This window comes from Curvibacter sp. EU05-FHT14A10 (assembly GCF_058791075.1).
The window spans coordinates 115,777-138,683 of record NZ_JBYTDE010000007.1 but is presented as its reverse complement, the minus strand read 5'-3'; the positions used below and the strand labels follow the sequence as shown (position 1 = coordinate 138,683).

The following is a 22,907-nucleotide window of genomic DNA, read 5'->3' as shown; positions in this document are numbered from 1 at the left end:
GTTTGAGCCTGTCAATGCCCCATCCAACACAAAGCCATGGCTGAACAAACCCCTGATTTCCGCAGCACCCTGAACCTGCCCGACACCCCCTTCCCGATGCGGGGCGACCTGCCCAAGCGCGAACCGGGCTGGGTGCAGGACTGGGAGGACAAAGGCATCTACAAAAAGCTGCGCGACGCCCGCTGCGGTGCCCCGAAGTTCATCCTGCACGACGGCCCACCCTATGCCAACGGCCAGATCCACATGGGTCACGCGGTCAACAAGATCCTCAAGGACATGATCGTCAAGGCGCGCCAGCTCAAGGGCATGGACGCCATGTACGTGCCGGGCTGGGACTGCCACGGCCTGCCGATCGAAAACGCGATCGAAAAGAAGTTCGGGCGCAACCTCAGCCGCGACGACATGCAGGCCAAGAGCCGCGCCTTCGCCAATGAACAGATCGGCATCCAGATGGCCGGTTTCAAGCGCCTGGGGGTGCTGGGCGAATGGGACAACCCCTACAAGACCATGAACTACGCCAACGAGGCCGGCGAGTTGCGTGTCTTGAAGCGTGTGATGGAGCGCGGCTTCGTCTACCGCGGCCTCAAGCCCGTGTACTGGTGCTTTGACTGCGGCAGCTCGCTGGCCGAGTTCGAGATCGAATACGCCGACAAGAAGAGCACCACCCTGGACGTGGCCTTCGAGTGCGCCGAGCCCGCCAAGCTGGCCGCGGCCTTCGGGCTGGCGGCCCTGGACCAGCCCGCCTTTGCCGTGATCTGGACCACCACCGCCTGGACCATCCCGGCCAACCAGGCACTGAACCTGAACCCCGAACTGGACTACGCCCTGGTCAAGACCGAGCGTGGCCTGCTGGTGCTGGCCGCCTCGCTGGTCGAGAAGTGCATGGAGCGCTACGCCCTGAACGGCGAGGTGCTGGCCACCACCCTGGGCAAGAACCTGGGCCTGATCAACTTCAAGCACCCGCTGTACGACGTCGACCCCGGCTACGCCCGCTTCAGCCCGGTGTACCTGGCGGACTACGCCACCGCCGACGACGGCACCGGTCTGGTGCACTCGTCGCCCGCCTATGGCGTGGATGACTTCAACAGCTGCGTCGCCCATGGCATGGCCTACGACGACATCCTGAACCCGGTTCAGGGCAACGGCACCTACGCGGCCGATTTCCCGCTGTTCGGCGGCCAGCACATCTGGAAGGCCGTGCCGGTGATCATCGAGGCCCTGCGCAACGCCGGCCGCCTGTTCGCCACCCACGACATCGTCCACAGCTACCCGCACTGCTGGCGCCACAAGACGCCGGTGATCTACCGCGCCGCCGCGCAGTGGTTTGTGCGCATGGACGAAGGCGAGGGCGTTTTCACCACCGACAAGGCCCCGCAGACCCTGCGCCAGATCGCCCTGGCCGCGGTCGAACAGACCAGCTTCTACCCCGAGAACGGCAAGGCCCGCCTGCACGACATGATTGCCGGCCGCCCCGACTGGTGCATCAGCCGCCAGCGCAGCTGGGGCGTGCCCCTGCCCTTCTTCCTGCACAAGGACAGCGGCGAGCTGCACCCCGACACCATGGCCATCATCGACCGCGCCATCGCGCTGATCGAGCAGGGTGGCATCGAGGCCTGGAGCCGCGTCACGGTCGAAGACATCCTGAGCGCCGAAGACGCGCCGCACTACACCAAGAGCAGCGACATCCTGGAGGTGTGGTTTGACTCGGGTTCGACCTTCTCGCATGTGCTGCGCGGCACCCACCCGGCCGCTCACCACGAAAGCGGCCCCGAGGCCGACCTGTACCTCGAAGGCCATGACCAGCACCGCGGCTGGTTCCACTCCTCGCTGCTGCTGGCTTCGGCCGTCGAAGGTCGCGCGCCCTACCGCGGGCTGCTGACCCACGGCTTCACGGTGGACAGCCAGGGCCGCAAGATGAGCAAGTCGCTGGGCAACGGCATCGAGCCCGATGAGGTCAGCAAGAAGCTGGGCGCCGAGATCATCCGACTGTGGGTGGCCGCCAGCGATTACTCGGGCGACATCGCCGGTGACGACAAGGTGCTGGCCCGCGTGGTCGACAGCTACCGCCGCATCCGCAACACCCTGCGTTTCCTGCTGGCCAACACCAGCGACTTCAACCCTGCCACCGACAGCGTGCCGGCCGACCAGTTGCTGGAGATCGACCGCTATGCCCTGGCCCGCGCGGCCCAGCTGCAGGACACCATCCTGGCGCACTACGAAAAGTACGAGTTCCACCCCGTGGTGGCCAAGCTGCAGGTCTACTGCTCGGAAGACCTCGGCGCCTTCTACCTCGACGTGCTGAAAGACCGCCTCTACACCACCGCGCCCAAGAGCCTGGCACGCCGCAGCGCCCAGACGGCGCTGTACCAGATCACCCAGGCCATGCTGCGCTGGATGGCACCGTTCCTCAGCTTCACGGCCGAAGAGGCCTGGAAGCTGGTGGGCCACTCCGAATCGATCTTCATCGACACCTACTGGAACTTCGGCGCCACCGAAGCCGCCCTGCTCGACAAATGGGACCGCATTCGTGCCGCCCGTGAAGTGGTCAACAAGGAAATCGAAGCCCTGCGCTCGGCCGGCCAGGTGGGCGCCTCGCTGCAGGCCAATGTGAACCTGGCCGTGCCGGCGGGCAGCGACTTGCTGGCCGCCCTGCAAAGCCTGGGCGATGACCTGAAGTTCGTCTTCATCACCTCGGCTGCCAGCCTGACCGAGGCCGCCGCCGACAGCGAACCCAGCGCCAGCGTCACGCCCTCCAGCGCCGCCAAGTGCGAACGCTGCTGGCACTACCGTGACGATGTGGGCAGCAACCCCGCCCACCCGACCCTGTGCGGCCGCTGTGACAGCAACCTGCATGGGGCTGGCGAAAGCCGGGCCTTCGCCTGATGGCTGCGCCACGCGGCAAGGGCGGCGGTGCCCCGAAGGCCCAGATGGTGAAGACAGGGGGCGGCCCCCTGGGGGCCCTGCTGCCCTGGCTGGCCTGGGCGCTGATCGTGCTGATCGTGGACCAGTTCACCAAGGTGCTGATCCTGGGCTACTACCACCTGCACGACAGCACCACCGTGCTGAGCTTCTTCAACATCGTGCGGGCCCACAACACCGGTGCAGCCTTCTCGTTCCTGGCCACCGCGGCGGGCTGGCAGCGCTGGCTGTTCACCGGCATCGGGCTGACCGCCGCTGGCTTCATCCTGTGGCAGCTGCGTCAGCACAGCGGCCAACGCCTGTTCTCGTTTGCCCTGTCCAGCATCCTGGGCGGCGCCATCGGCAACGTGGTGGACCGGCTGCTGCATGGCTATGTGGTCGACTTTCTGCAGTTCCACTGGGACTTTCTGGCCCCCATGTTCCCGGGTGGCTACTTCCCAGCCTTCAACATTGCCGACAGTGCCATCACCCTGGGCGCCATCTGCCTGGTGCTCGATGAGTTGCTGCGCGTGAAGCGCGGGCGCTGAACGCCCCAGCCCCGATCCGGCGACCGGATCGGGCTTTCTCGTTTTTTCCTCTTCCCGTCATCACCTCGTCACACGCTGACGGTTCAATGTAAACGTTTACATTGAATCTCCAGCCCCCATGAGCATCCAGGAAGTAGCTCGCCGGGCCGGGGTGTCGGTGGCCACGGTGTCGCGGGTGTTCAACCTGCCCGCCAAGGTGGCCCCCGAGACCCGGGCCCTCGTCGAGCAAGCCGCCCAAGACACGGGCTACCTGCCCAACGCCAGTGCCCGCACCCTGCGCACGCAGCGCAGCCGCACGCTGGGCGTGGTGCTGCCCACCCTGGTCAACCCGGTGTTTGCCGAATGCCTGCAGGGCATTGCCAGCGCCGCCAGCGCGGCAGGGCATGCCATCGTGCCGCTGACCACCGACTACCGCCTGGCCCACGAAGAGCAGGCCGTGGCCAGCCTGCTGGCGGGCAATGTGGACGGCATGATCCTGGTGGTCAGCGACCCGGCCGAGTCGTCCGCGCTGCGGCGCTTGCAGACCCTGGGCCACCCCTATGTGCTCTGCTACAACCGCCACCCGGCCCACCCCTGTGTGTCGGTGGACGGTGAACAGGCGGTGGCGGCCCTGGTGGGCCGGCTGGTGCAGCAAGGACATCGGCACATCACCATGGTCAGCGGCCAGCGCACCGCCTCCGACCGCGCCCAGCAACGCTGCCGTGGTTACGCTGCCGGCATGCGCGCCGCCGGCCTGAACCCGGCCCCGGTGCTGGAGGTGCCCTTTCTGGAGCCCAGCCAGCACACCCTGATCGAACACCTGCGCGGGCCGCACCGGCCCACCGCCCTGATCGGCTCCAACGACCTGCTGGCCCTGCGCTGCCTGCGCGCCGCCCGCCTGGCCGGGCTGTCGGTGCCCGGCCAGCTCAGTGTGGTGGGCTTTGACGGCATCGCCCTGGGCGAAGACCTGAGCCTGCGCCTGAGCACCATCACCCAACCCAATGCCGAGCTGGGGCGCCAAAGCGTCGAATGGCTGCTGCAGGCCCTGCAGGAAGGCCTGCCACCGCCGCCCAGCGGCAGCCGCAGCCTGGCCCATGGCTTCCGGGTGGGCGAGACCTGCGCCTCGCCCGACCAACCCCTGGCCTCTTGACACCTTCTCTTTACCTCTCTCTTTTCACAACCTTGGAGTGAACCGATGCGACAACTCATCACCCCCTTGCTGCGTGCCAGCGTCCTGGCCGCCGGCCTGGCCGCCAGCACCCTGGCCCTGGCCCAGAACGCCATCTGCTACAACTGCCCGACCGAATGGGCCGACTGGGGCAGCCAGATCAAGGCCATCAAGGCCAAGACCGGCGTCACCGTGCCGCCCGACAACAAGAACTCGGGCCAGTCGCTGGCCCAGTTGGTGGCCGAAAAAGCCAGCCCGGTGGCCGATGTGACCTACCTCGGCGTCACCTTTGCCATCCAGGCCCAGAAAGAAGGCGTGGTGGCCAGCTACAAGCCGGCGACCTGGGCCGACATCCCCGAGGGCCTGAAAGACCCGCAAGGCCACTGGTTCACCATCCACTCGGGCACGCTGGGCTTCATGGTCAATGTGGATGCGCTCAAGGGCAAGCCGGTGCCCAGGTCGTGGGCCGACCTGCTCAAGCCCGACTACAAGGGCCTGATCGGCTACCTCGATCCGGCCTCGGCCTTTGTGGGCTACGTGGGTGCCGTGGCCATCAACCAGGCCCGCGGCGGCTCGCTGGACAACTTCGGACCGGCCATCGATTACTTCAAGGCCCTGCAGAAAAACGAGCCCATCGTGCCCAAGCAGACCTCGTACGCCCGCGTGCTGTCGGGTGAGATCGCGATCCTGCTTGACTACGACTTCAATGCCTACCGCGCCAAGTACAAGGACCAGGCCAATGTGCAGTTCGTGATCCCAGCCGAAGGCACGCTGGTGGTGCCCTATGTGATGAGCCTGGTGGCCAACGCCCCGCACGCCGACAACGGCCGCAAGGTGCTCGACTTCGTGCTGTCGGACGAAGGCCAGGCCCTGTGGGCCAACGCCTACCTGCGCCCGGTGCGGGCCAGTGCCATGAGCAAAGAGGTGCAGGCCCGCTTCCTGCCCGCCAGCGAGTACGCCCGCGCCCGGACGATCGACTACGCCAAGATGGCGGCCGTGCAGAAGGCCTTCTCCGAGCGCTACCTCAAAGAAGCCCAGTAAGCCCTCCACCACGGCCTCACCATGCCCACACTGTCCCCCCAGGCCCTGAGGCTGGCCTGCGCCGCACCGGCGCTGGCCTTCTTTGCCGCCTTCTGGTTGCTGCCCGTGCTGCAACTCGTGGCCCTGCCCGCCCAGAAGGGCTGGGCCACCTACTTCGCCGTGCTGACCGAGGCCCGCTACCTGAAGAGCCTGCTGCAGACCCTGGGCCTGTCACTGGTGGTGACCGCAGCCACCCTGGCGCTGGGCGCTGGTGTGGGCGTGACCCTGGTGCGGCGGCGCTTTGCGGGGCGGGGGCTGCTGCTGTCGCTGCTGACGCTGCCGCTGTCGTTTCCGGGCGTGATCATCGGCTTCTTCATGATCCTGCTGGGCGGGCGCCAGGGCCTGGTGGCCGACCTGACCGAAGCCCTGGGTGCGGGCCGCGTGACCCTGGCCTACGGGCTGGGTGGCTTGTTCCTGGCCTACCTGTACTTTTCGCTGCCGCGGGCCATCGGCAGCTACACCGCCGCCGCAGGCGCCATGGACCCGGCCCTGGAAGAGGCCGCCCGCTCGCTCGGCGCAGGCCCCTGGCGCGTGGTGTGCGATGTCTGGTGGCCCGAGCTGGCCCCCACCACCGTGGCCTGTGGCGCCATGGTCTTTGCCACCGCCATGGGGGCCTTCGGCACCGCCTTCACGCTGGCCAGCCAGTACGAGGTGCTGCCCATCACGATCTACAACGAGTTCACCAACTACGCCAACTTCGCGCTGGCAGCCAGCCTCTCGCTGAGCCTGGGCGCGATGACCTGGGGCGTGCTGTGGCTGGCCCGAAAACTGGGCCCCGACGCCCGCAACGCCCACAAAGCGCCCCTTGCCGGAGCCTGATGCCATGCGCCACGCGCGATCCACCTCCCCCCTGCTGCTGGCACTGACGGCCCTGGTCGCCCTGTTCATGCTGGCCCCGATGGCCCTGTCAGTGCTGGCCGGCCTGCTCAACAACTACCCCCGGGGCCTGAAAAGCGGCCTCACCACCCGTTGGCTGGGCGAGGTCTGGGACACCTATGGCAGCACGGTGCTGGCCTCGCTGGGCCTGGCGGGCACCTGTGTGCTGGCCTGCCTGCTGCTGGGTGTGCCCTGTGCCTACGCGCTGGCGCGCAGCCGCTCGCGCTGGGCCCGCTTGTTGGAAGAGCTGCTGACCCTCCCGGTGGCCGTGCCCGGCCTGGCCAGTGCACTGGCACTGATCCTCACCTATGGCGCCTGGCAGGGCCTGCGCCAAAGCTACGGCTTTGTGCTGATCGGCCACATCGTCTTCACCCTGCCCTTCATGGTGCGCACCGTGGCCGCGGCCTTTCAGCGTGACGAGCTGCGCTCGCTCGAAGAAGCGGCCCGCTCGCTGGGCGCGCGCTTCGACCAACGCTTTCTGGGCGTGCTGGTGCCCGCCGTGCTGCCGGCCATCGTGTCGGGCTGCCTGATGGTCTTCACGCTCTCGGTGGGTGAATTCAACCTGACCTGGATGCTGCACACCCCTTTGACCCGAACCCTGCCCGTGGGCCTGGCCGACAGCTACGCCTCGATGCGCCTGGAGGTGGGCTCGGCCTACACCCTGGTCTTCCTGCTGGTGATCCTGCCGGTGCTGTGGGGCCTGCAGGGCCTGGGTCGCCTGATGGAGAAACACCTTGGAACTTGAACGCACGCGCGTGGACATCGTCCAATGCGCCAAAACCTACCCCGACGGCACCCGTGGCCTGCACCCCACCACCCTGACCATCGAACCCGGCGAAGTGCTGGCGCTGCTGGGCCCCTCAGGTTGCGGCAAGACCACGCTGCTGCGCCTGATCGCCGGGCTGGAATTGCCCGATGAGGGCAGTCGCCTGCTGTTTGGCGACACCGACGTCACCCGGCTGCCGATCGAACGGCGCGGCATCGGCATGGTGTTTCAGCATTACGCGCTGTTTCCGCACATGACGGTGGCGGCCAACATCGGCTACGGCCTGCGCCTGCGCGGCACCCCGGTGGCCGAGCAGCGGCGCGTGGTGGGCGAACTGGTCGATCTGGTGCGCCTGAACGGGCTGGAGCACCGGCGCCCGGCCGAACTCTCGGGCGGCCAGCGCCAGCGCGTGGCCCTGGCCCGCGCCGTGGCCGTGCGCCCGCGCGTGCTGCTGCTGGACGAACCGCTGACCGCCCTGGACGCCAAGCTCAAGGAGCAGTTGCGCGACGAGCTGGCCGAACTGCTGCGTCGCCTGCACATCACCGCGGTGCACGTCACCCATGACCAGCAGGAGGCCCTGGCCATCGCCGACCGCCTGGCCGTGATGCAGGCCGGGCGCATCGTGCAGGTGGGCGACGGTGAAACCCTTTACCGCCGCCCGGAGCACCCCTTTGTGGCCACTTTTCTGGGCCGCGTGAACCGGCTGCAGCGCGACGAAGACGCGCGCCGCCGCCACGTGCTGAAGCTGGGCCGGATCGAACTGCCCTGCCCCCCCGTCTGGGGTGATCAGCCCCAGTTGCTGCTGCGCCCCGAAGACATCGAGCTGTGCGAGGCCCGCCCCGACGTGGCCGAGGCCCAGGTGATGCAACGGCGCTTTCTGGGTGAGCGCGTGCAGCTCAGCCTCAGCCTGCCGCACCAGCCGCTGATCTCGGTCGACGTGGACCGCGATCACCCGGCCCGCGCCGGTGATACCGTCGGGGTTCGTGTCGCCCCCCAGAGCCTGATGCCGGCCGAAGCCGTCAGCGCCTGAACGGTCTGCCCCTCCCCCACCCGACCGATGCCTTGCCCCCCATGAACACCTTGTTGGCCCAACTGTCCGATCTGCACATCCGCGAGCCCGGCCGCCTGGCTTATGGCCGCCTCGACACCGCCCCCTACCTGGCCCAGGCCGTCCAGACCCTGCTGCGCCTGCCGCAAGTGCCCCAGGCCGTGGTGATCACCGGCGACCTGACCGACTTTGGCCGGGCGGCCGAATACGAGCACCTGGCCAAGCTGCTGGCCCCCTTGCCCATGCCGGTGTACCTGTTGCCCGGCAACCACGACGACCGAGACCAGCTGCGCGCCAGCTTTCCTGAGCACGCCTACCTGGGCACCGAGGGCTTTGTTCAGTACAGCGTGCCGGTGGGCCCGCTGCAACTCATCGCCCTCGACACCGTGGTGCCCGGCGCCAGCCATGGCGCGCTGTGCCCGCAACGGCTGGCCTGGCTGGCCGAGGAGCTGGAGCGGCAGCGCGAGCGGCCCGTGATCCTCGCCCTGCACCACCCGCCGTTCCAGACCCTGATCGGTCACATGGACCGGATCGGCCTGCTGCAGGGTGCCGCCGAGCTGGAGGCCCTGGTGGCGCGCCACCCCCAGGTGCAGCGGGTCATCTGCGGCCACCTGCACCGCAGCATCCAGGTGCGTTTTGGCGGCACGCTCGCGCAGACCGTGCCGTCACCGGCCCACCAGGTTTGCCTGGACCTGGCGCCCGACGCAGCCTCGGCCTGGACACTCGAGCCCCCGGGCTTCGGCCTGCACGCCTGGAGCGAGGCCGGCGTGCTGATCAGCCACACCGTGGCCAGCGGCAACTACCCGGGCCCCTACCCGTTTCACGACGGCGGGCAACTGATTGACTGATCGACGGATCAGAAATTGAGCTTCAAGCCCGGGCTGGGCCAACGGCCGCGGTACACCTTGCCCGTGCCCGAGGCGGTGATCCAGACATCGCGCAAGTCGGGCCCGCCAAAGCACAGGTTGGTGCAGATCAGATCGGGCACCGCGGCATGCTCGGTCAGGCCCGTGGCCGGGTCGAACACCGTGATGCCGCCGTTGAGGATGGTGGCCACGCACACCTTGCCGTCGCCCTGCACGGCCAGGCTGTCCAGAAACTGGCAACCCGGCAGGTTGGCCACCACCCGCGCCGGCTGGAACGGCGACACCGTCTGCACCACGCCGGGCGACAGCACATCGAAGGCCCAAAGCCGGCCCAGGTAGGTGTCGGCCACATAGACCACTTTTTCGTCGGGCGACAGGCCCACGCCGTTGGGGGCCAGCAGCGGCGGGCCGGCACGCACGATGCGCGAGCCATCGGGCAGGGCGTAATACAGACCGCCGAACTGGCGTGAGTGCTCGTTGCCGCAGCCATGGTCGGTGAACCAGAAGCCCCCCTGGCGGTCGAAGACCAGGTCGTTGGGGCCGATCAGGCGCTGGCCCTCGCAATGGGTGTACAGGGTGCGCACCTCGCCGGTGGCCAGGTCGACCCGCTGGATGCTGCCGCCCTGGTGCTCGGGCGGCGTGGCGCCCGGGATGTTCAGCCCATCGACCGCGTGAAAACGGAACGAGCCCCCGTTGTTCGTCACATAGGCCGCCCCATCGGGGCCGATGGCCACGCCGTTCGGGCCCCCCCCCAGCTCGGCCACCACCTGCACCTCACCCTGCGGCGTGATGCGGCTCAGCGTGCCGCGCTGGATCTCGGTGAGCAAAAGATGCCCGTCGGGCAGCAGCACAGGCCCCTCGGGAAATTGAAGGCCTGAGGCAAGGCATGTGAGTTCGAGTTCGATCGCCATGGGTGTTGTCTCCCTGCAAATGATGTCGCGCTGCGAACAGCCGCAGCGCCACCGTTGTAAGGAGAGGCCCACCAGGTGTCAGTCCGTCAGGCGACACGGGGAGCCCGAAGACACCCGGACGGCTTCAGTGCTCGTCGTTGGCGATTTGGGCCCGGCTGGCGTAGCGCTGGGCCAGCACCGCACACACCATCAACTGCATCTGGTGGAACAGCATCAGGGGCAACACGATGGCCCCGACGGTGCCCGAAGCGAACAGCACCTTGGCCATGGGCACGCCGCTGGCCAGGCTTTTCTTGGAGCCACAGAACACGATGGTGATCTCGTCCTCCTTCGAGAAGCCGAGCTTGCGGGCCAGCAAGGTCGTGCTGGCCAGGGCCAGGGCCAGGATCACGGCACACACCACCAGCAAGCCCAGCAGCGAGGTGAGCGGCATGTCCTTCCACAGGCCCTGGATCACGGCGGCGCTGAAAGCCGTGTAGACCACCAGCAGGATGGAGCCCTGGTCCACGTACTTGAGCATGGCGGCACGCTTCTTGACGAAGTCGCCGATCCATGGGCGCAGCAGGTGGCCCGCCAAAAAAGGCACCAGCAACTGCAGCATGATGTGGCCGATGGCGGCCAGCGGATCCCCCCCGGCCGCATGGCGCTGCAGCAACAGGCCCACCAGCAGCGGGGTGATGAAGATGCCCATCAGGGTGGAGGCCGAGGCACTGCAGATCGCAGCCGGCATGTTGCCGCGGGCCACTGCCGTGAAAGCAATGGCCGACTGCACCGTGGCCGGCAGGGCACACAGGAACAGCACGCCCAGGTACAGATCGGGCGTCACCAGCGGCTGCAGCACGGGCCGCAGCGCCCAACCCAGCAGCGGAAACAGCACAAAGGTGCTGGCCACCACCACCAGGTGAAGGCGCCAGTGGCTGATGCCGGCCAGCACCGCGTCACGCGAGAGTTTGGCGCCGTGCAGAAAGAACAGCAGACTGACCGCGGCCACGGTGAGCCACTCGAAGCCCTGGGCCACCTGGCCCGAGGCCGGCAGCACGCTGGCCAGCACCACGGTGCCCAGGATGGCGAAGGTGTAGTTGTCGGGAAGGAATCGGGAACGCGCCATGCGGCCTCCAAAGGGGGTGGGCCCCGCGCCATGCCGAGCCCAGGTGGGCGATTAGGCCTGAGCCCGATTCAAAAGTGAAATGCATTTCACTGATGGATTTATCATGTGCACTCATGAATGTCACCCTGCGTCAACTGGAGGTGTTCCGCTCCGTGGCCCTCACCCGCAACTTCAGCCGCAGCGGCCAGTTGATCGGCCTGACCCAGCCCGCCGTCAGCCGCTGCATCACCGAACTGGAAGCCCAACTGGGCCTGAAACTGCTGAACCGCACCACGCGCGAGGTCGAGCTGACCGAGGCCGGCCGCAAGCTGGCGGCCCGCCTGGAGCGCGTGCTGGAGGAGCTGGACAACACCTTGCTGGACGTGCAGGGCATGGCCACTGAACGCCGGGGGCGGGTGCGCGTGGCCAGCAGCCCCACCCTGTCGGCCAACCTGATGCCCGAATGCATCGCGCTGTGCCGGCGCCAATGGCCCGGCCTGCAACTGACCTTGCTGGACCGCATCCAGCACGATGTGCTGGACAGCGTGCGCTCGGGCGAGGTCGATTTCGGGGTGGTGATCGACCCCGGTGAACGCGAGGACCTGCACTGCGAGCCCATCCTGTCCGAGCCCTTCTGCCTGGTCTGCCCGCCCGGCCACGCCCTGGCCCGGCAGGCCCAGGTGCACTGGCGCGACCTGGCCGGCGAATCGCTGGTGTTGCTGGACCACGCCTCCGGCAGCCGACGCCTGATCGACCGGGCCCTGGAAGCCCAGGGGGTGGTGGCCGAAAACGCCCAGGACGTGGGCCACCCCACCACCATCTTCCGCATGGTCGAGGCCGGCCTGGGCCTGTCGGTGGTCCCCCACCTGGCCCTGCCCCCCGAAGGCCTGAATGGCCTGGCCGTTCGCCCCCTGCTGCCCCGGGTGGACCGCGACATCATGCTGGTGCACCGCCGCAACCGCGCCCTGTCGCCCCTGGCCCAGGCCGCGTGGGAGCTGATCCGAGACGTGGCCCGGCAGCGCCAAGCCGTGCCGGCGGTCTGAGGGCCCCACCCAGCCGAAGCCACGCCATCAGCCAGCGCCCCACACCCAGGCAACCGGTTCCTCAAAGGATGCAGGCCCTCCAGACCTTCAGGGAGGCGCACTCAGCGCAATCGACCGGCGCTCATGGGTCCATAGCGTTGACGATGAAATAGGGCACCAGGGACACCACGAGCCATAGCCACTGACGACTGTAGGCGGCCCAGCCCCAACAGGCCCAGGCAAAGAGGATCGCGGCGGCGCGAGCAAGTTTCAAGAGGTGCCTACTTCAAAACAATGGGCAAAGACGACAGGCCCCATCGAACATAGACCAGATACGGAATGATACGAGCGGTGCCAGCGGGCGTCTCCAAGAGGACCGGCGTTCGCGCCGAGGCCCTGACAAAGAGGTTCAGGGGCCGTCCAACATTTGCCAGGTAAGCCCCTGGACCAAAGAGTCCCCATCGAGTCGAATGGATCACGCCCGTGCGGGCGATGCCTGCAGCCCCATCCGCCGTGGAGAAGTGCACCAGCGAACGAGGGACCCCTAAAAAGTTGAAGCCTGCAGTCCCAAGGATCAACGCAGTTTGAGGAGCGACATCGGGCGTCCAAAGCGCAGCGAAGACACCAGGGACATGGGCGAGCGGTGCGAATGGGCTTTTCGAACGGATCGCGATGTCTGCCCAGTATTGGGTTGCATCTTCGCCTGCAGCAGTGCTTGCTCGATAGAGGGTCTCCAGCCTCTTGATCAATCCCCGTACCGCATCATGATCAGATACCTTGAGTGGACCTGTGAACTCGCGTGGGGAACAACTCAGTGTCTTGTCAGACATTGCAGCCTCCTTTCGACAGCACATCGTAGGAACGCTTGGGTCCAAGACAAGGTAGCAAACGCAACAAGGGTTTCGGCTGGTACAAACATGCGTCTCGGCCGACGACCGAACAGGCCGTCCTTCTTACCTCAATTCACGCCATGCCCCCACCCCGCCCCCTCTACCCCGCCATCGAACCCTACGAAACCGGCCTGCTCGACGTGGGCGACGGCCACCGCGTCTACTACGAGCGCGTGGGCACCCCGGGCGCCAAGCCGGCGGTGTTTCTGCATGGCGGCCCGGGCGGGGGCATCTCGCCCGAGCACCGGCGACTGTTCGACCCGGCGCGTTACGACCTGCTGCTGTTTGACCAGCGCGGCTGCGGCCGCTCCACGCCGCATGCGGGCCTGGAGGCCAACACCACCTGGCACCTGGTGGACGACATCGAGGCCCTGCGGCAGTTGCGGCCCGGCACCGAGCGCTGGCTGGTGTTCGGGGGCTCGTGGGGCTCGACCCTGGCGCTGGCCTATGCGCAGAAGCACCCGCAGCGCGTGAGCGAGTTGGTGCTGCGCGGGGTCTACACCGTGACCCGGGCCGAGCTGGACTGGTACTACCAGTACGGGGTGTCGGAGATGTTTCCCGAGAAATGGGCGCGCTTCCAGGCCCCGATACCGGAGGCCGAACGCGGCCACATGATGGCGGCCTACCACCGCCTGCTGACCGGCCCGGACCCGGCCCGCCAGCAGGAAGCGGCCCTGGCCTGGAGCCTTTGGGAGGGCGAGACCATCACCCTGCTGCCCAGCCCAACCAACCACGACCAGCATGCCGATGCCCACTTTGCCCTGGCCTTCGCCCGGCTGGAGAACCACTATTTCATGCACGGCGCCTGGCTCGAAGATGGCCAACTGCTGCGCGAGGCCCATCGCCTGGCGGGCATCCCGGGGGTGATCGTGCATGGCCGCTATGACATGCCTTGCCCGGCACGTTACGCGCACGCCCTGCACCAGGCCTGGCCCGGCTCGGAGTTCCACCTGATCGAGGGGGCCGGCCATGCCTGGACCGAACCCGGCATCCAGGATCAGTTGCTGGCTGCCACCGATCGCTTCGCCCAGCGCTGAATTCGGCTACAGCCCCAGGCTGGCCGCAATGATCAAGCTGGCTTCCAGGGTGAATTCGCCGGCCGCCACCCGCTGGACCAGTTCATCGCGGGTGAGCAGGGCGAACTGGGCCACCTCGCCATCCTGGTTCTCGGGCGGACGCCCGTCCGGCACCTGGCCGACAAACCAGTCGATGCGCTCGACCATGTAGCCGCAGCCGCCCCCCTCGGCGCTGGGGCGCGCAAATTCGACATGCCCCCCATGGCTCAGGGCGGCCATCTGCTCGACATGCAGGCCGGCTTCCTCCCAGGTTTCGCGGGCCAGGGCCTCGTGCAGGGTGTCGGCAGCCGAGACCATGCCGCCCATCAAGGTGTCCCACATCCCGGGGTCGTTGGGTTTGTCGTGGGCGCGCTGCTGCACCCAGTGGCGCCCGTCGGGGGCCAGCCCCACCAGGTGCACGGCCTGCGTGGCCAGGCCGAGCACGCGCACCGCACCACGCTCGATGGTGCCCAGGCGCTGCCCCTGGGCCCCAACCACCGCCAATTGTTCGTTGCGCCAGGGGCCACAGCGACCAGCCGCCCGCAGGGCCAGGGCCAACGTTTGCAGGGCAGCACTCAGGCCAGCCTCGGAGGCCTCGGCCTGCAGGTGCCAGCTCGGGCCACGCTCATCCAGTTGGCGCGACAAGCCCAGGCCGGCCGCGCCCGGCAGACTGGCCAGCACACCGTCTTCGACCGAGCCGAGGGTGTGCCCCGCCGCCACCAAAGGCAGACGAGGGCGACGTGGCGCCTGGCGGGCCTGTGCACGCAGGTCCAGCAGCCAGGGCGGACTCGAAGGCTTGCCGGGGTTCACAGCGTGAGGATGGTGCAGCCCGTGGTCTTGCGGGCTTCGAGGTCGCGGTGCGCCTGCTGCACGTCTTCAAGGCGGTAGCGCTGCTCGATGTGGATCTTCACCTGACCGCTGCGCACCACCTCGAACAAGTCATCGGCCATGGCCTGGTTGCTTTCGCGGGTGGCGATGTGGGTGAACAGGGTCTGGCGCGTGACATACAGCGAGCCCTTGGCGCCCAGCATGCCGGGGGCGAAGGGTGCGACCGGACCGGAGGCGTTGCCGAAGCTGGCCATCAGGCCGAAGGGACGCAGGCAGTCGAGGGATTTGTCCCAGGTGTCCTTGCCCACCGAGTCGTACACCACCTTGACGCCCTGGCCGCCGGTGATCTCCTTGACGCGGGCCGCAAAATCTTCGGTGCTGTAGTTGATCACGTGGGCCGCACCGTTGGCCTTGGCAAGCGCGCACTTGGCATCCGAGCCTGCGGTGCCGATCAGCTGCAGGCCCAGGGCCTTGGCCCATTGGCAGGCGATCAGGCCGACACCGCCGGCAGCAGCATGGAACAGCACGAAGTCGCCGGGCTGCAGGCCTTCCACCGGGCGGGTCTTCTTGAGCAGGTACTGGGCGGTGAGGCCCTTGAGCATCATGGCGGCGCCGGTCTCGAACGAGATGTCGTCGGGCAACTTGCACACGTTGCGGGCCGGCATCACGCGCACCTCTGAATAGCTGCCCGGCGGGTTGGCCGCGTAGGCGGCACGGTCGCCAGCGCGCAGGTGGGTCACGCCCTCGCCCACGGATTCGACCACGCCTGAGCCTTCCATGCCGAGCTGAAGCGGCATGGGGAAGGGGTACAGGCCAGTGCGCTGGTACACATCGATGTAGTTCAGGCCCACCGCATGGTGGCGGATGCGGATCTCGCCGGGGCCGGGCTGGCCCACGTCCACATTCACGATCTTGAGTTGTTCAGGACCACCAGGCTGGTCAATGCGTACGGCGCGGGTCATGGGATGTCTCCGGTTGCGGGGGGCGAAGGGAACGAAGTTGAGGACGGCCGCTGCATCCAGCAGCTGCGGTGCAGGCCAAACCGGGCGAAATGGTGCCACGAATCGGCGGGGTGTGCAGAGGTCTGGGCGCAAGGCCGGCGCCGGCCCTGTAAAGTGCGCCCCCATGCAACACCGACTCAGCCCCTCGACCATCGCCCTGCTCACCCTGCCCCCCCTGCTTTGGGCGGGCAATGCCGTGGTGGGCCGGCTGGTGCATGAGCTGGTGCCGCCCATGACGCTGAACCTGCTGCGCTGGGCCATCGCCTTCGTCCTGCTGCTGCCGCTGGCGGGCCGCACCCTGCGCCGCGACAGCCCCTTGTGGGCCCATTGGCGGCGCTACAGCGTGCTGGGCCTGTTGGGGGTGGGCTGCTACAACGCCCTGCAGTACCTGGCGCTGCAGACCTCCACCCCGATCAATGCCACGCTGGTGGGATCGAGCATGCCGGTGTGGATGCTGAGTGTGGGCGCGCTGTTCTTTGGCGTGCCGGTGGTGCGCCAGCAGTTGTTGGGCGCCCTGCTGTCCATCGTGGGGGTGGTGCTGGTGCTGAGCCGCGGCGAATGGGCCCAGCTGATGGCTTTCAAGCTGGTGGCGGGCGACCTGTTCATGCTGCTGGCCACGATCGCCTGGTCGTTTTACAGCTGGCTGCTGGTGCGCACCGCCGAGCCACCCGGCCTGCACCAGGACTGGTCGGGGTTTCTGATCGCCCAGATGGTGTTCGGCCTGGGCTGGTCGGGCCTGTTCGCGGGCGGTGAGTGGCTGCTGACCCCCGCCCACATCAGCTGGGGCTGGCCGCTGCTGGCCGCGCTGGCCTTCATCGCCGTGGGCCCTGCCCTGCTGGCCTACCGCTGCTGGGGCAGTGGGGTGCAACAGGCCGGCCCCGGGGTGGCGGGGTTTTTCATCAACCTCACGCCTTTGTTTGCCGCCCTGATGTCCACGCTGTTCCTGGGCGAACACCCGCACCTGTACCACGCAGTGGCGTTCGCCTTCATCGTGGGCGGCATCGTGGTGTCGGCCCGACGCTGAACGCCCAGAAAAAACGCCCTGCAACCGTGAGGCTGCAGGGCGCTGGGCAGGTTGTGGGGGCTGAAGGCCCCGAAGCCCTGCTGCGATCAATCCCTGATCAATGGCGGAAGTGGCGCACGCCGCTGAAGACCATGGCCACGCCACGCTCGTTGGCCGCATCGATCACTTCCTGGTCGCGCATCGAGCCACCGGGCTGGATGACGCAGGTGGCACCCGCGTCCACCACCACATCGAGGCCATCGCGGAACGGGAAGAAGGCATCGCTGGCCACGGCCGTGCCTTGCAGGCTCAGGTTCGCATGGCCGGCCTTGATGCTGGCGATGCGGGCCGAGTCGAGGCGGCTCATCTGGCCGGCGCCCACGCCCATGGTCATGCCACCCTTGCAGAAGACGATGGCGTTGCTTTTGACGAACTTGGCCACCTTCCAGGCGAACAGCAGGTCTTGCAGCTCTTCGGCGCTGGGTTGCTTGGTGGTGACGACCTTGAGGTCAGTCAGTTGCAGCTCGTGGTTGTCGGCGCTCTGGATCAGCAGGCCCGAGCCGATGCGCTTGACGTCCATCAGGTTCTGGCCCTTGTCCCAGGCAGTGGCACCACCGGCCGGCAGCGCGATCTTCAGGATGCGCACATTGACCTTGGTCTTGAAGACTTCCAGCGCTTCAGGCGTGAAGTCGGGCGCCATCAGCACCTCGACAAACTGCTTGCTGACCTGCTGGGCCGCTGCGGCATCGAGGGTGCGGTTGAAGGCAATGATGCCGCCAAAAGCCGAGGTGGGATCGGTCTGGAAGGCCTTGCTGTAGGCCTCGAGCGGACCGCTGCCCACGGCCACGCCGCAGGGGTTGGCGTGCTTGACGATCACGCAGGCCGGCACGTCAAAACTCTTGACGCACTCCCAGGCCGCATCCGCGTCGGCGATGTTGTTGTAGCTCAGCTCTTTGCCCTGCAGCTGCTCGGCGGTGACCAGCGAGCCCGGTGCGGGGTACAGGTCACGGTAGAAGGCGGCCTGCTGGTGAGGGTTCTCGCCGTAGCGCAGGTCTTGCAGCTTGATGAAACGGCCATTGCTCTGGGCCGGGAACAGTTGCTTGGAGGGGGTGTTGTTGCCTTCCTCGAAGTTCAAGGCCGACAGGTAGTCGCTGATGGCGCCGTCGTAGTTGCTGATGCGGTTGAAGGCAGCCACCGACAGGCCGAAGCGGGTCTTGTCGCTGAGCTTGTTGCCGTTGGCCTTGAGTTCGGCCACCACGCCGGCGTACTGCGAAGCGTCGGTCAACACGCCCACGTCCTTCCAGTTCTTGGCCGCACTGCGCACCATGGCGGGGCCACCGATGTCGATGTTTTCGATCGCGTCTTCCAGGGTGCAGCCCGGCTTGGCCACGGTGGCTTCGAACGGGTACAGGTTGACCACCAGCAGGTCGATGGTGTCGATGCCGTGTGCGGCCAGGGCGGCCATGTGCTCGGGCAGGTCGCGGCGGGCCAGCAGGCCACCGTGCACCTTGGGGTGCAGGGTCTTGACACGGCCGTCCAGCATTTCAGGGAAGGCCGTCACCTCGGCCACCTCGGTGACCGGCAAGCCTTGTTCGGCCAGCAGCTTGGCAGTGCCGCCGGTAGAGATCAGCTTGATGCCGAGGGCGTGCAGTTCCCGGGCCAATTCGACGATGCCGGTCTTGTCGGAAACAGAAAGAAGTGCGTTCATGCGAGGGTCTTCAGTTTTGGATAGGAAAAAGGGGGAGGCGGCTCTGGCCGGGGCGCTGGGCCGGGTTCTTTACTTGAGCAGTTCGTGCTCGATCAACTTCTTGCGCAGGGTGTTGCGGTTCAGGCCCAGCCACTCGGCCGCGCGCGACTGGTTGTGCTCGGCCTGGGCCATCACCACCTCCAGCAGCGGTTTCTCGACCAGGCGGATCAGCATCTCGTGCATGCCATGGGGCTCTTCGCCGTGCAGATCGCGAAAATACGCCAGCAGGTTGTCACGGACACAGTCTTCAATGTTCTTGTTGCTCATGCAGCGGTTTCCAGGGGTTCTTCGTCCTCGCCGGCCAGGGCGGCAGCCGGGCTGTCCGGCAAGCGCTCCATGCGGTCTCCCAGGGCGTCGAAATAATCAGCGACAGCCGCCGTTTGGGCGGCGCTGTCTTCCAGGCCATTGATGCGGGTGCGGAAGGCTTCGCCGTCAGGCAGGCCTTTCACGTACCAGCCGATGTGCTTGCGGGCCGAACGCACGCCGGTGAATTCACCGTACAGCGCGTAATGGTCTTGCAGGTGCTCCAGCAGCAGGCGACGCACCTCGGCCACCAAAGGTGGGGCCAGCAGGGTGCCTGTGCTCAGGTAGTGCCCGATCTCGCGGAAGATCCAGGGGCGGCCCTGGGCCGCCCGCCCGATCATCAAGGCGTCGGCACCGGTATAGGCCAGGACCTCGGCCGCCTTGTGCGGGCTGTCGATGTCACCGTTGGCCACCACAGGCACCTGCACCGCGGCCTTGACGGCGGCAATGGTGTCGTACTCGGCCTGGCCCTTGTAGCCCTGCTCACGGGTGCGGCCATGCACGGTCAACATCTGGATGCCTGCCGACTCGAAGGCCCGCGCCAGCACCACCGCATTCTTGTGCGTCTGGCACCAGCCGGTGCGCATCTTGAGGGTGACCGGCACACCGTGGGGCAGGCAGGCCTGCACCACGGCCTCGGCGATGGACAGGGCCAGGGCCTCGTCCTGCATCAGGGCCGAACCGGCCCATTTGTTGCACACCTTCTTGGCCGGGCAGCCCATGTTGATGTCGATGACCTGGGCACCGCGCTCGATGTTGTAGACCGCGGCATCGGCCATCATCTGGGGCTCGGTGCCGGCGATCTGCACCGCGATCGGCTCTTTCTCGCCCTCGTGATTGGCGCGGCGGGACGTCTTCAGGGAGTTCCACAAATCACGGCGCGAGGTGACCATCTCACTCACCGCATAGCCGGCCCCCAGCGATTTGCACAACTGACGGAAAGGCCGGTCCGTCACCCCCGCCATGGGGGCGACAAACAGCGTATTTTCAAGCGACAGGTGTCCGATCTGCATGGGTCAAGCAGGGGGGGATGGGTGGAGGGGAAATGGGGGCCGTCGGCAACGGCATGCTGAAAAATGAGGCACGATTGTAGCTGCTCAAAATTTCAGCAATTGAAATGCGCGCTCCGTGAGCTTGCCGGCTGTCGATCTGGCGCACGCTGCGCCTGCCTATACTGGGCCCCATGCAAGCCTGGCTCGACTCTCTGCTCGCCCTTCTGGCCCTGCCCCAATACGGCCTGGGCACCTTGTTTGTGGTGTCGTTCATCTCGGCCACCTTGCTGCCCCTGGGCTCGGAGCCGGCCCTGTTCGGCCTGCTCAAGCTCAACCCCGAGCTGTTCTGGCCCGCCATCGCGGTGGCCACCCTGGGCAACACCCTGGGTGGCGCGCTGGACTGGTGGATGGGCTATGGCGCCCATCGGGTGGCCGACCACTATCACCGCTCCCCCCACCACCTGCGCGTGCTGGGCTGGCTGCAGCGCCTGGGGCCCATGGCCTGTCTGCTGAGCTGGCTGCCTTTGCTGGGCGACCCGCTGTGTGCCGTGGCCGGCTGGCTGCGCCTGCCGTTCTGGCCCTGCGTGGGCTGGATGCTGCTGGGCAAGGGCCTGCGTTATCTGGCCATGACCACGGTGCTGATGAAACTGTTTCCAGGCTGATCGCAAGCACCGGCCAGGGGCAGGCGTCTGAGTTACAGTGCCGGCTTGAACTGAACTCACACCCCCCTTCAAGAGCGACCTGTCCATGCTGCGTTTCTTCTCGATCTTCCTGGTGTTGCTGGTGGTCTTGTTCGTGGGTGAGTTGACCCCGCCGATCCAACAGTGGCTGATCGTGCCCTGGACAACCTTTCTGGCCTCGGCCAGCGCCTTTCTGGTGCAGGCGGTGGACGCCAATGTGGTCTCGTACGGCAAGGTGCTGCAAAACGCCAAGACGGGCATGGGCGTGTCCATCGAAGCCGGCTGCAACGGTGTCGAAGCCTGCCTGATCCTGCTGGCGGCCCTCACGGCGTACCCGGCCCGCTGGCGCTACAAGCTGGTGGGCATCGGGATCGGTTTTGTCGCCATCCAGATGGTGAACCTGGTGCGCATCATCACCCTGTTCTACTTGGCAGGCTGGAACGCCCAGGCCTTCGAATTTGCCCACCTTTACCTGTGGCAGGCCCTGATCATGCTTGACGTGGTGGTGGTCTGGCTGGTCTGGATGCGCTGGGTGGCACGCCAGGATTTCCGCCGTGAACACCTGCAGGCCCATGCCGGGACCGCTACCGGGGCCGCCTCATGAAGCGGGCTTCGCACAGCGTCATCAGCGGCTTTTTTCTGCGCGCCCTGCTGTGGCTGATCCCCTGCCTGGCGCTGTGGTACCTGGGGCGCAATTACGTGGCCGTGGCCCCGGCCTGGCTGGCCGAATGGGCCATGAAGGCCGTGTTTCCGTTCTGGGCCCAGGGCTCTGAACTGCATGGCACCCAGCAGGTGCTGCTGACCGGCCTCAGTGTGAAGATGCCCGGCGGGCGCCTGGCCGATGTGGCCCCCGAGGCCAACGTGCTCACCTACGCCTATGGCATCCCCTTGCTGGCCGCGCTGTTCCTGGCCGTGCGGGCCAAGGGCTGGTGGTGGAAGATCCCGGCCGGTGCGGTCGCCCTGCTGCCCTTTCAGGCCTGGGGGGTGTGCTTCACCTGGCTGCTGCAGGTGGCGGTGCAGGCCGGTGAAGCCACGCGCAGCCAGACTCGGTTCGATGCCTTCGACGTCAACCTGATCGGCGCGGCCTACCAGATTGGTTTCTTGCTGCTGCCCACGCTGGCCCCGATCCTGATCTGGCTGGCCCTGGACCGGCGCCTGATCCATCAGGTGCTGGTGGAAGGCGCCCTGAGCGCGGGCGACCAGGATTGAAAGCCCCCGGGCAGCCCCCTTACTTGGGCAGCAGGCTGAGCGTGTCCTTCTGCATCGACTGGTACAGCGACAGCATGCGGGTGGCAGCCGTCTGGCGCACCTGCTCCTGAGAAAAACTGGAGGCGGACTGGGCCAGGTCGGCATCGCTGAGGCTGGCATTTGACGACGCCAAGGCCCCGGACTGCGCACTGAGCTGATCGAAATTGGCCTGCAGCCCGGACTGCGACGCCCCCACCCCCGCCTGCTGGTCATTCACCTGTTGCAGCGCCTGACCGATGGCCTGCATGGCGCTGGCCTGCCCGCTGCTGCTGGTGAGGTCGATGCCACCCACCCCCAGGGCATTGGCCGACACACTGCCCAGGCTCAGGCTCTGCGTGTCGCCCGCATTGGGGCCCGTCTGCAGGCTGGCGCTGAAACTGCCGTCCAGCAGGTTCTGGCCATTGAACTGGGTGTTGCCCGAAATCTGGTTGAGGTTCTGGGTGAGCTGGCTGGCTTGCGCCTGCAGGGCCTGCCGGTCGCTGGCCGACAGGCTGCCGTTGCCGGCCTGCACGGCCAGATCATTGAGCTGCTGCAGGTTGGAACTGACCTCACCCAAGGCCCCGGACGCGGTCTGCAACAGAGAGCTGCCATCCTGCAAGCCCTGCATGGCCACGGCCGTGCTCGACAGCTGAACACTGAAGGAACTGGACTGGGCCAGGCCGGCTGCGTTGTCCAGCGCCGAGTTGATCGCCCGGCCCGACGACAGCTTCTGCCCCAGCGACTGCAGCCGCGTGAGTGACGCCGATTGGGCCGCAAGCAAGCCGTTGGGGGTAGAAGAGTTGATGGCGTTCATGGCGAATTCGCAGCGGACAGCCGGTTAATTTGACCGAATTATCGGCCTTTGCCCCTCAAAACACCAGCCAAGCGGCCTTTGCGTCGATCACCCTTCGCTGATCACCGTGCCCCGACGC

At 67.1% G+C, this 22,907-nt stretch carries 22 protein-coding genes; 14 read left to right on the top strand and 8 right to left on the bottom strand.

Annotated elements, in window-relative coordinates:
• Positions 1-36 precede the first annotated feature (36 nt).
• The 8 genes from ileS to AC3WUT_RS15205 all read left to right on the top strand — a co-directional run bounded on the left by ileS (position 37) and on the right by AC3WUT_RS15205 (position 9,211).
• The gene (gene ileS / locus AC3WUT_RS15240; RefSeq protein WP_492347927.1) at positions 37-2,883 is read left to right on the top strand and encodes an isoleucine--tRNA ligase; all 2,847 of its coding nucleotides are present in this window, start codon (positions 37-39) and stop codon (positions 2,881-2,883) included.
• A gap of 44 nt (positions 2,884-2,927) precedes the next feature.
• Positions 2,928-3,446, top strand: a complete 519-nt coding sequence (gene lspA / locus AC3WUT_RS15235) for a signal peptidase II (protein ID WP_492348123.1) — start codon at positions 2,928-2,930, stop codon at positions 3,444-3,446.
• A 118-nt stretch (positions 3,447-3,564) separates the two neighbouring features.
• Positions 3,565-4,575: a LacI family DNA-binding transcriptional regulator gene (locus AC3WUT_RS15230; protein ID WP_492347926.1), complete on the top strand. Its 1,011-nt coding sequence runs from the start codon at positions 3,565-3,567 to the stop codon at positions 4,573-4,575.
• Between the two features lie 45 nt (positions 4,576-4,620).
• Entirely contained in the window at positions 4,621-5,634 is a 1,014-nt protein-coding gene (locus tag AC3WUT_RS15225; protein WP_492347925.1) for an ABC transporter substrate-binding protein, read from the top strand.
• Positions 5,635-5,655: 21 nt separating this feature from the next.
• Positions 5,656-6,492 carry an ABC transporter permease gene (locus AC3WUT_RS15220; RefSeq protein WP_492347924.1) on the top strand — a complete coding sequence of 279 codons (837 nt, stop codon included), beginning with the start codon at positions 5,656-5,658 and terminating at the stop codon, positions 6,490-6,492.
• A gap of 4 nt (positions 6,493-6,496) precedes the next feature.
• Positions 6,497-7,294, top strand: a complete 798-nt coding sequence (locus tag AC3WUT_RS15215; protein WP_492347923.1) for an ABC transporter permease — start codon at positions 6,497-6,499, stop codon at positions 7,292-7,294.
• Positions 7,284-8,345: an ABC transporter ATP-binding protein gene (locus tag AC3WUT_RS15210; RefSeq protein ID WP_492347922.1), complete on the top strand. Its 1,062-nt coding sequence runs from the start codon at positions 7,284-7,286 to the stop codon at positions 8,343-8,345. Before AC3WUT_RS15215 ends, AC3WUT_RS15210 begins: the two co-directional genes overlap by 11 nt.
• A 41-nt stretch (positions 8,346-8,386) precedes the next feature.
• A complete protein-coding gene (locus tag AC3WUT_RS15205; protein ID WP_492347921.1) occupies positions 8,387-9,211 on the top strand; it encodes a phosphodiesterase in 825 nt (274 codons plus the stop codon).
• Between the two features lie 8 nt (positions 9,212-9,219).
• On the opposite strand, the gene AC3WUT_RS15200 is transcribed toward AC3WUT_RS15205, so the two are convergent.
• Positions 9,220-10,140 carry an SMP-30/gluconolactonase/LRE family protein gene (locus AC3WUT_RS15200; protein ID WP_492347920.1) on the bottom strand — a complete coding sequence of 307 codons (921 nt, stop codon included), beginning with the start codon at positions 10,138-10,140 and terminating at the stop codon, positions 9,220-9,222.
• Positions 10,141-10,264: 124 nt separating this feature from the next.
• A complete protein-coding gene (locus tag AC3WUT_RS15195; protein WP_492347919.1) occupies positions 10,265-11,248 on the bottom strand; it encodes a bile acid:sodium symporter family protein in 984 nt (327 codons plus the stop codon).
• Between the two features lie 113 nt (positions 11,249-11,361).
• On the opposite strand from AC3WUT_RS15195, the gene AC3WUT_RS15190 reads away from it, so the two are divergent.
• Together AC3WUT_RS15190 and pip are read left to right on the top strand one after the other, a co-directional pair.
• On the top strand, positions 11,362-12,270 hold the full coding sequence (locus AC3WUT_RS15190) for a LysR family transcriptional regulator (protein ID WP_492347918.1): 909 nt from the start codon (positions 11,362-11,364) through the stop codon (positions 12,268-12,270).
• A gap of 949 nt (positions 12,271-13,219) precedes the next feature.
• Positions 13,220-14,176 carry a prolyl aminopeptidase gene (gene pip / locus AC3WUT_RS15185; protein WP_492347917.1) on the top strand — a complete coding sequence of 319 codons (957 nt, stop codon included), beginning with the start codon at positions 13,220-13,222 and terminating at the stop codon, positions 14,174-14,176.
• Positions 14,177-14,182: 6 nt separating this feature from the next.
• Here pip and AC3WUT_RS15180 read toward each other — a convergent pair whose 3' ends face one another.
• Both AC3WUT_RS15180 and AC3WUT_RS15175 read right to left on the bottom strand, forming a co-directional pair.
• Positions 14,183-15,004, bottom strand: a complete 822-nt coding sequence (locus AC3WUT_RS15180; protein ID WP_492347916.1) for an NUDIX hydrolase — start codon at positions 15,002-15,004, stop codon at positions 14,183-14,185.
• Positions 15,001-15,984, bottom strand: coding sequence for a quinone oxidoreductase family protein (locus AC3WUT_RS15175; protein ID WP_492347915.1), 984 nt, complete (start codon positions 15,982-15,984; stop codon positions 15,001-15,003). Before AC3WUT_RS15175 ends, AC3WUT_RS15180 begins: the two co-directional genes overlap by 4 nt.
• A 163-nt stretch (positions 15,985-16,147) precedes the next feature.
• Here AC3WUT_RS15175 and AC3WUT_RS15170 point away from each other — a divergent pair, with 163 nt between their 5' ends.
• Positions 16,148-17,047 (top strand): DMT family transporter, encoded by a 900-nt coding sequence (locus AC3WUT_RS15170; RefSeq protein ID WP_492347914.1) that lies wholly within the window; start codon positions 16,148-16,150, stop codon positions 17,045-17,047.
• Between the two features lie 97 nt (positions 17,048-17,144).
• Here the strand turns inward: AC3WUT_RS15170 and purH are convergent, their stop codons facing one another.
• The 3 genes from purH to dusB form a co-directional block, all read right to left on the bottom strand.
• On the bottom strand, positions 17,145-18,734 hold the full coding sequence (gene purH, locus AC3WUT_RS15165) for a bifunctional phosphoribosylaminoimidazolecarboxamide formyltransferase/IMP cyclohydrolase (protein ID WP_492347913.1): 1,590 nt from the start codon (positions 18,732-18,734) through the stop codon (positions 17,145-17,147).
• 69 nt (positions 18,735-18,803) lie between these two features.
• Entirely contained in the window at positions 18,804-19,040 is a 237-nt protein-coding gene (locus AC3WUT_RS15160; protein WP_492347912.1) for a Fis family transcriptional regulator, read from the bottom strand.
• The gene (gene dusB / locus AC3WUT_RS15155) at positions 19,037-20,089 is read right to left on the bottom strand and encodes a tRNA dihydrouridine synthase DusB (protein WP_492347911.1); all 1,053 of its coding nucleotides are present in this window, start codon (positions 20,087-20,089) and stop codon (positions 19,037-19,039) included. The genes AC3WUT_RS15160 and dusB overlap by 4 nt, the downstream gene beginning before the upstream one ends.
• A 170-nt stretch (positions 20,090-20,259) precedes the next feature.
• Between dusB and AC3WUT_RS15150 the strand changes: the two genes are divergently transcribed.
• From AC3WUT_RS15150 to AC3WUT_RS15140, 3 genes are all read left to right on the top strand, one after another.
• The gene (locus AC3WUT_RS15150) at positions 20,260-20,730 is read left to right on the top strand and encodes a YqaA family protein (RefSeq protein WP_492347910.1); all 471 of its coding nucleotides are present in this window, start codon (positions 20,260-20,262) and stop codon (positions 20,728-20,730) included.
• 85 nt (positions 20,731-20,815) lie between these two features.
• Positions 20,816-21,352, top strand: a complete 537-nt coding sequence (gene xrtH, locus AC3WUT_RS15145) for an exosortase H (RefSeq protein ID WP_492347909.1) — start codon at positions 20,816-20,818, stop codon at positions 21,350-21,352.
• Positions 21,349-21,957 carry an exosortase H-associated membrane protein gene (locus tag AC3WUT_RS15140; RefSeq protein ID WP_492347908.1) on the top strand — a complete coding sequence of 203 codons (609 nt, stop codon included), beginning with the start codon at positions 21,349-21,351 and terminating at the stop codon, positions 21,955-21,957. Before xrtH ends, AC3WUT_RS15140 begins: the two co-directional genes overlap by 4 nt.
• Positions 21,958-21,976: 19 nt before the next feature.
• Here the strand turns inward: AC3WUT_RS15140 and AC3WUT_RS15135 are convergent, their stop codons facing one another.
• The gene (locus AC3WUT_RS15135) at positions 21,977-22,789 is read right to left on the bottom strand and encodes a flagellin N-terminal helical domain-containing protein (protein ID WP_492347907.1); all 813 of its coding nucleotides are present in this window, start codon (positions 22,787-22,789) and stop codon (positions 21,977-21,979) included.
• Between the last annotated feature and the right edge of the window lie 118 nt (positions 22,790-22,907).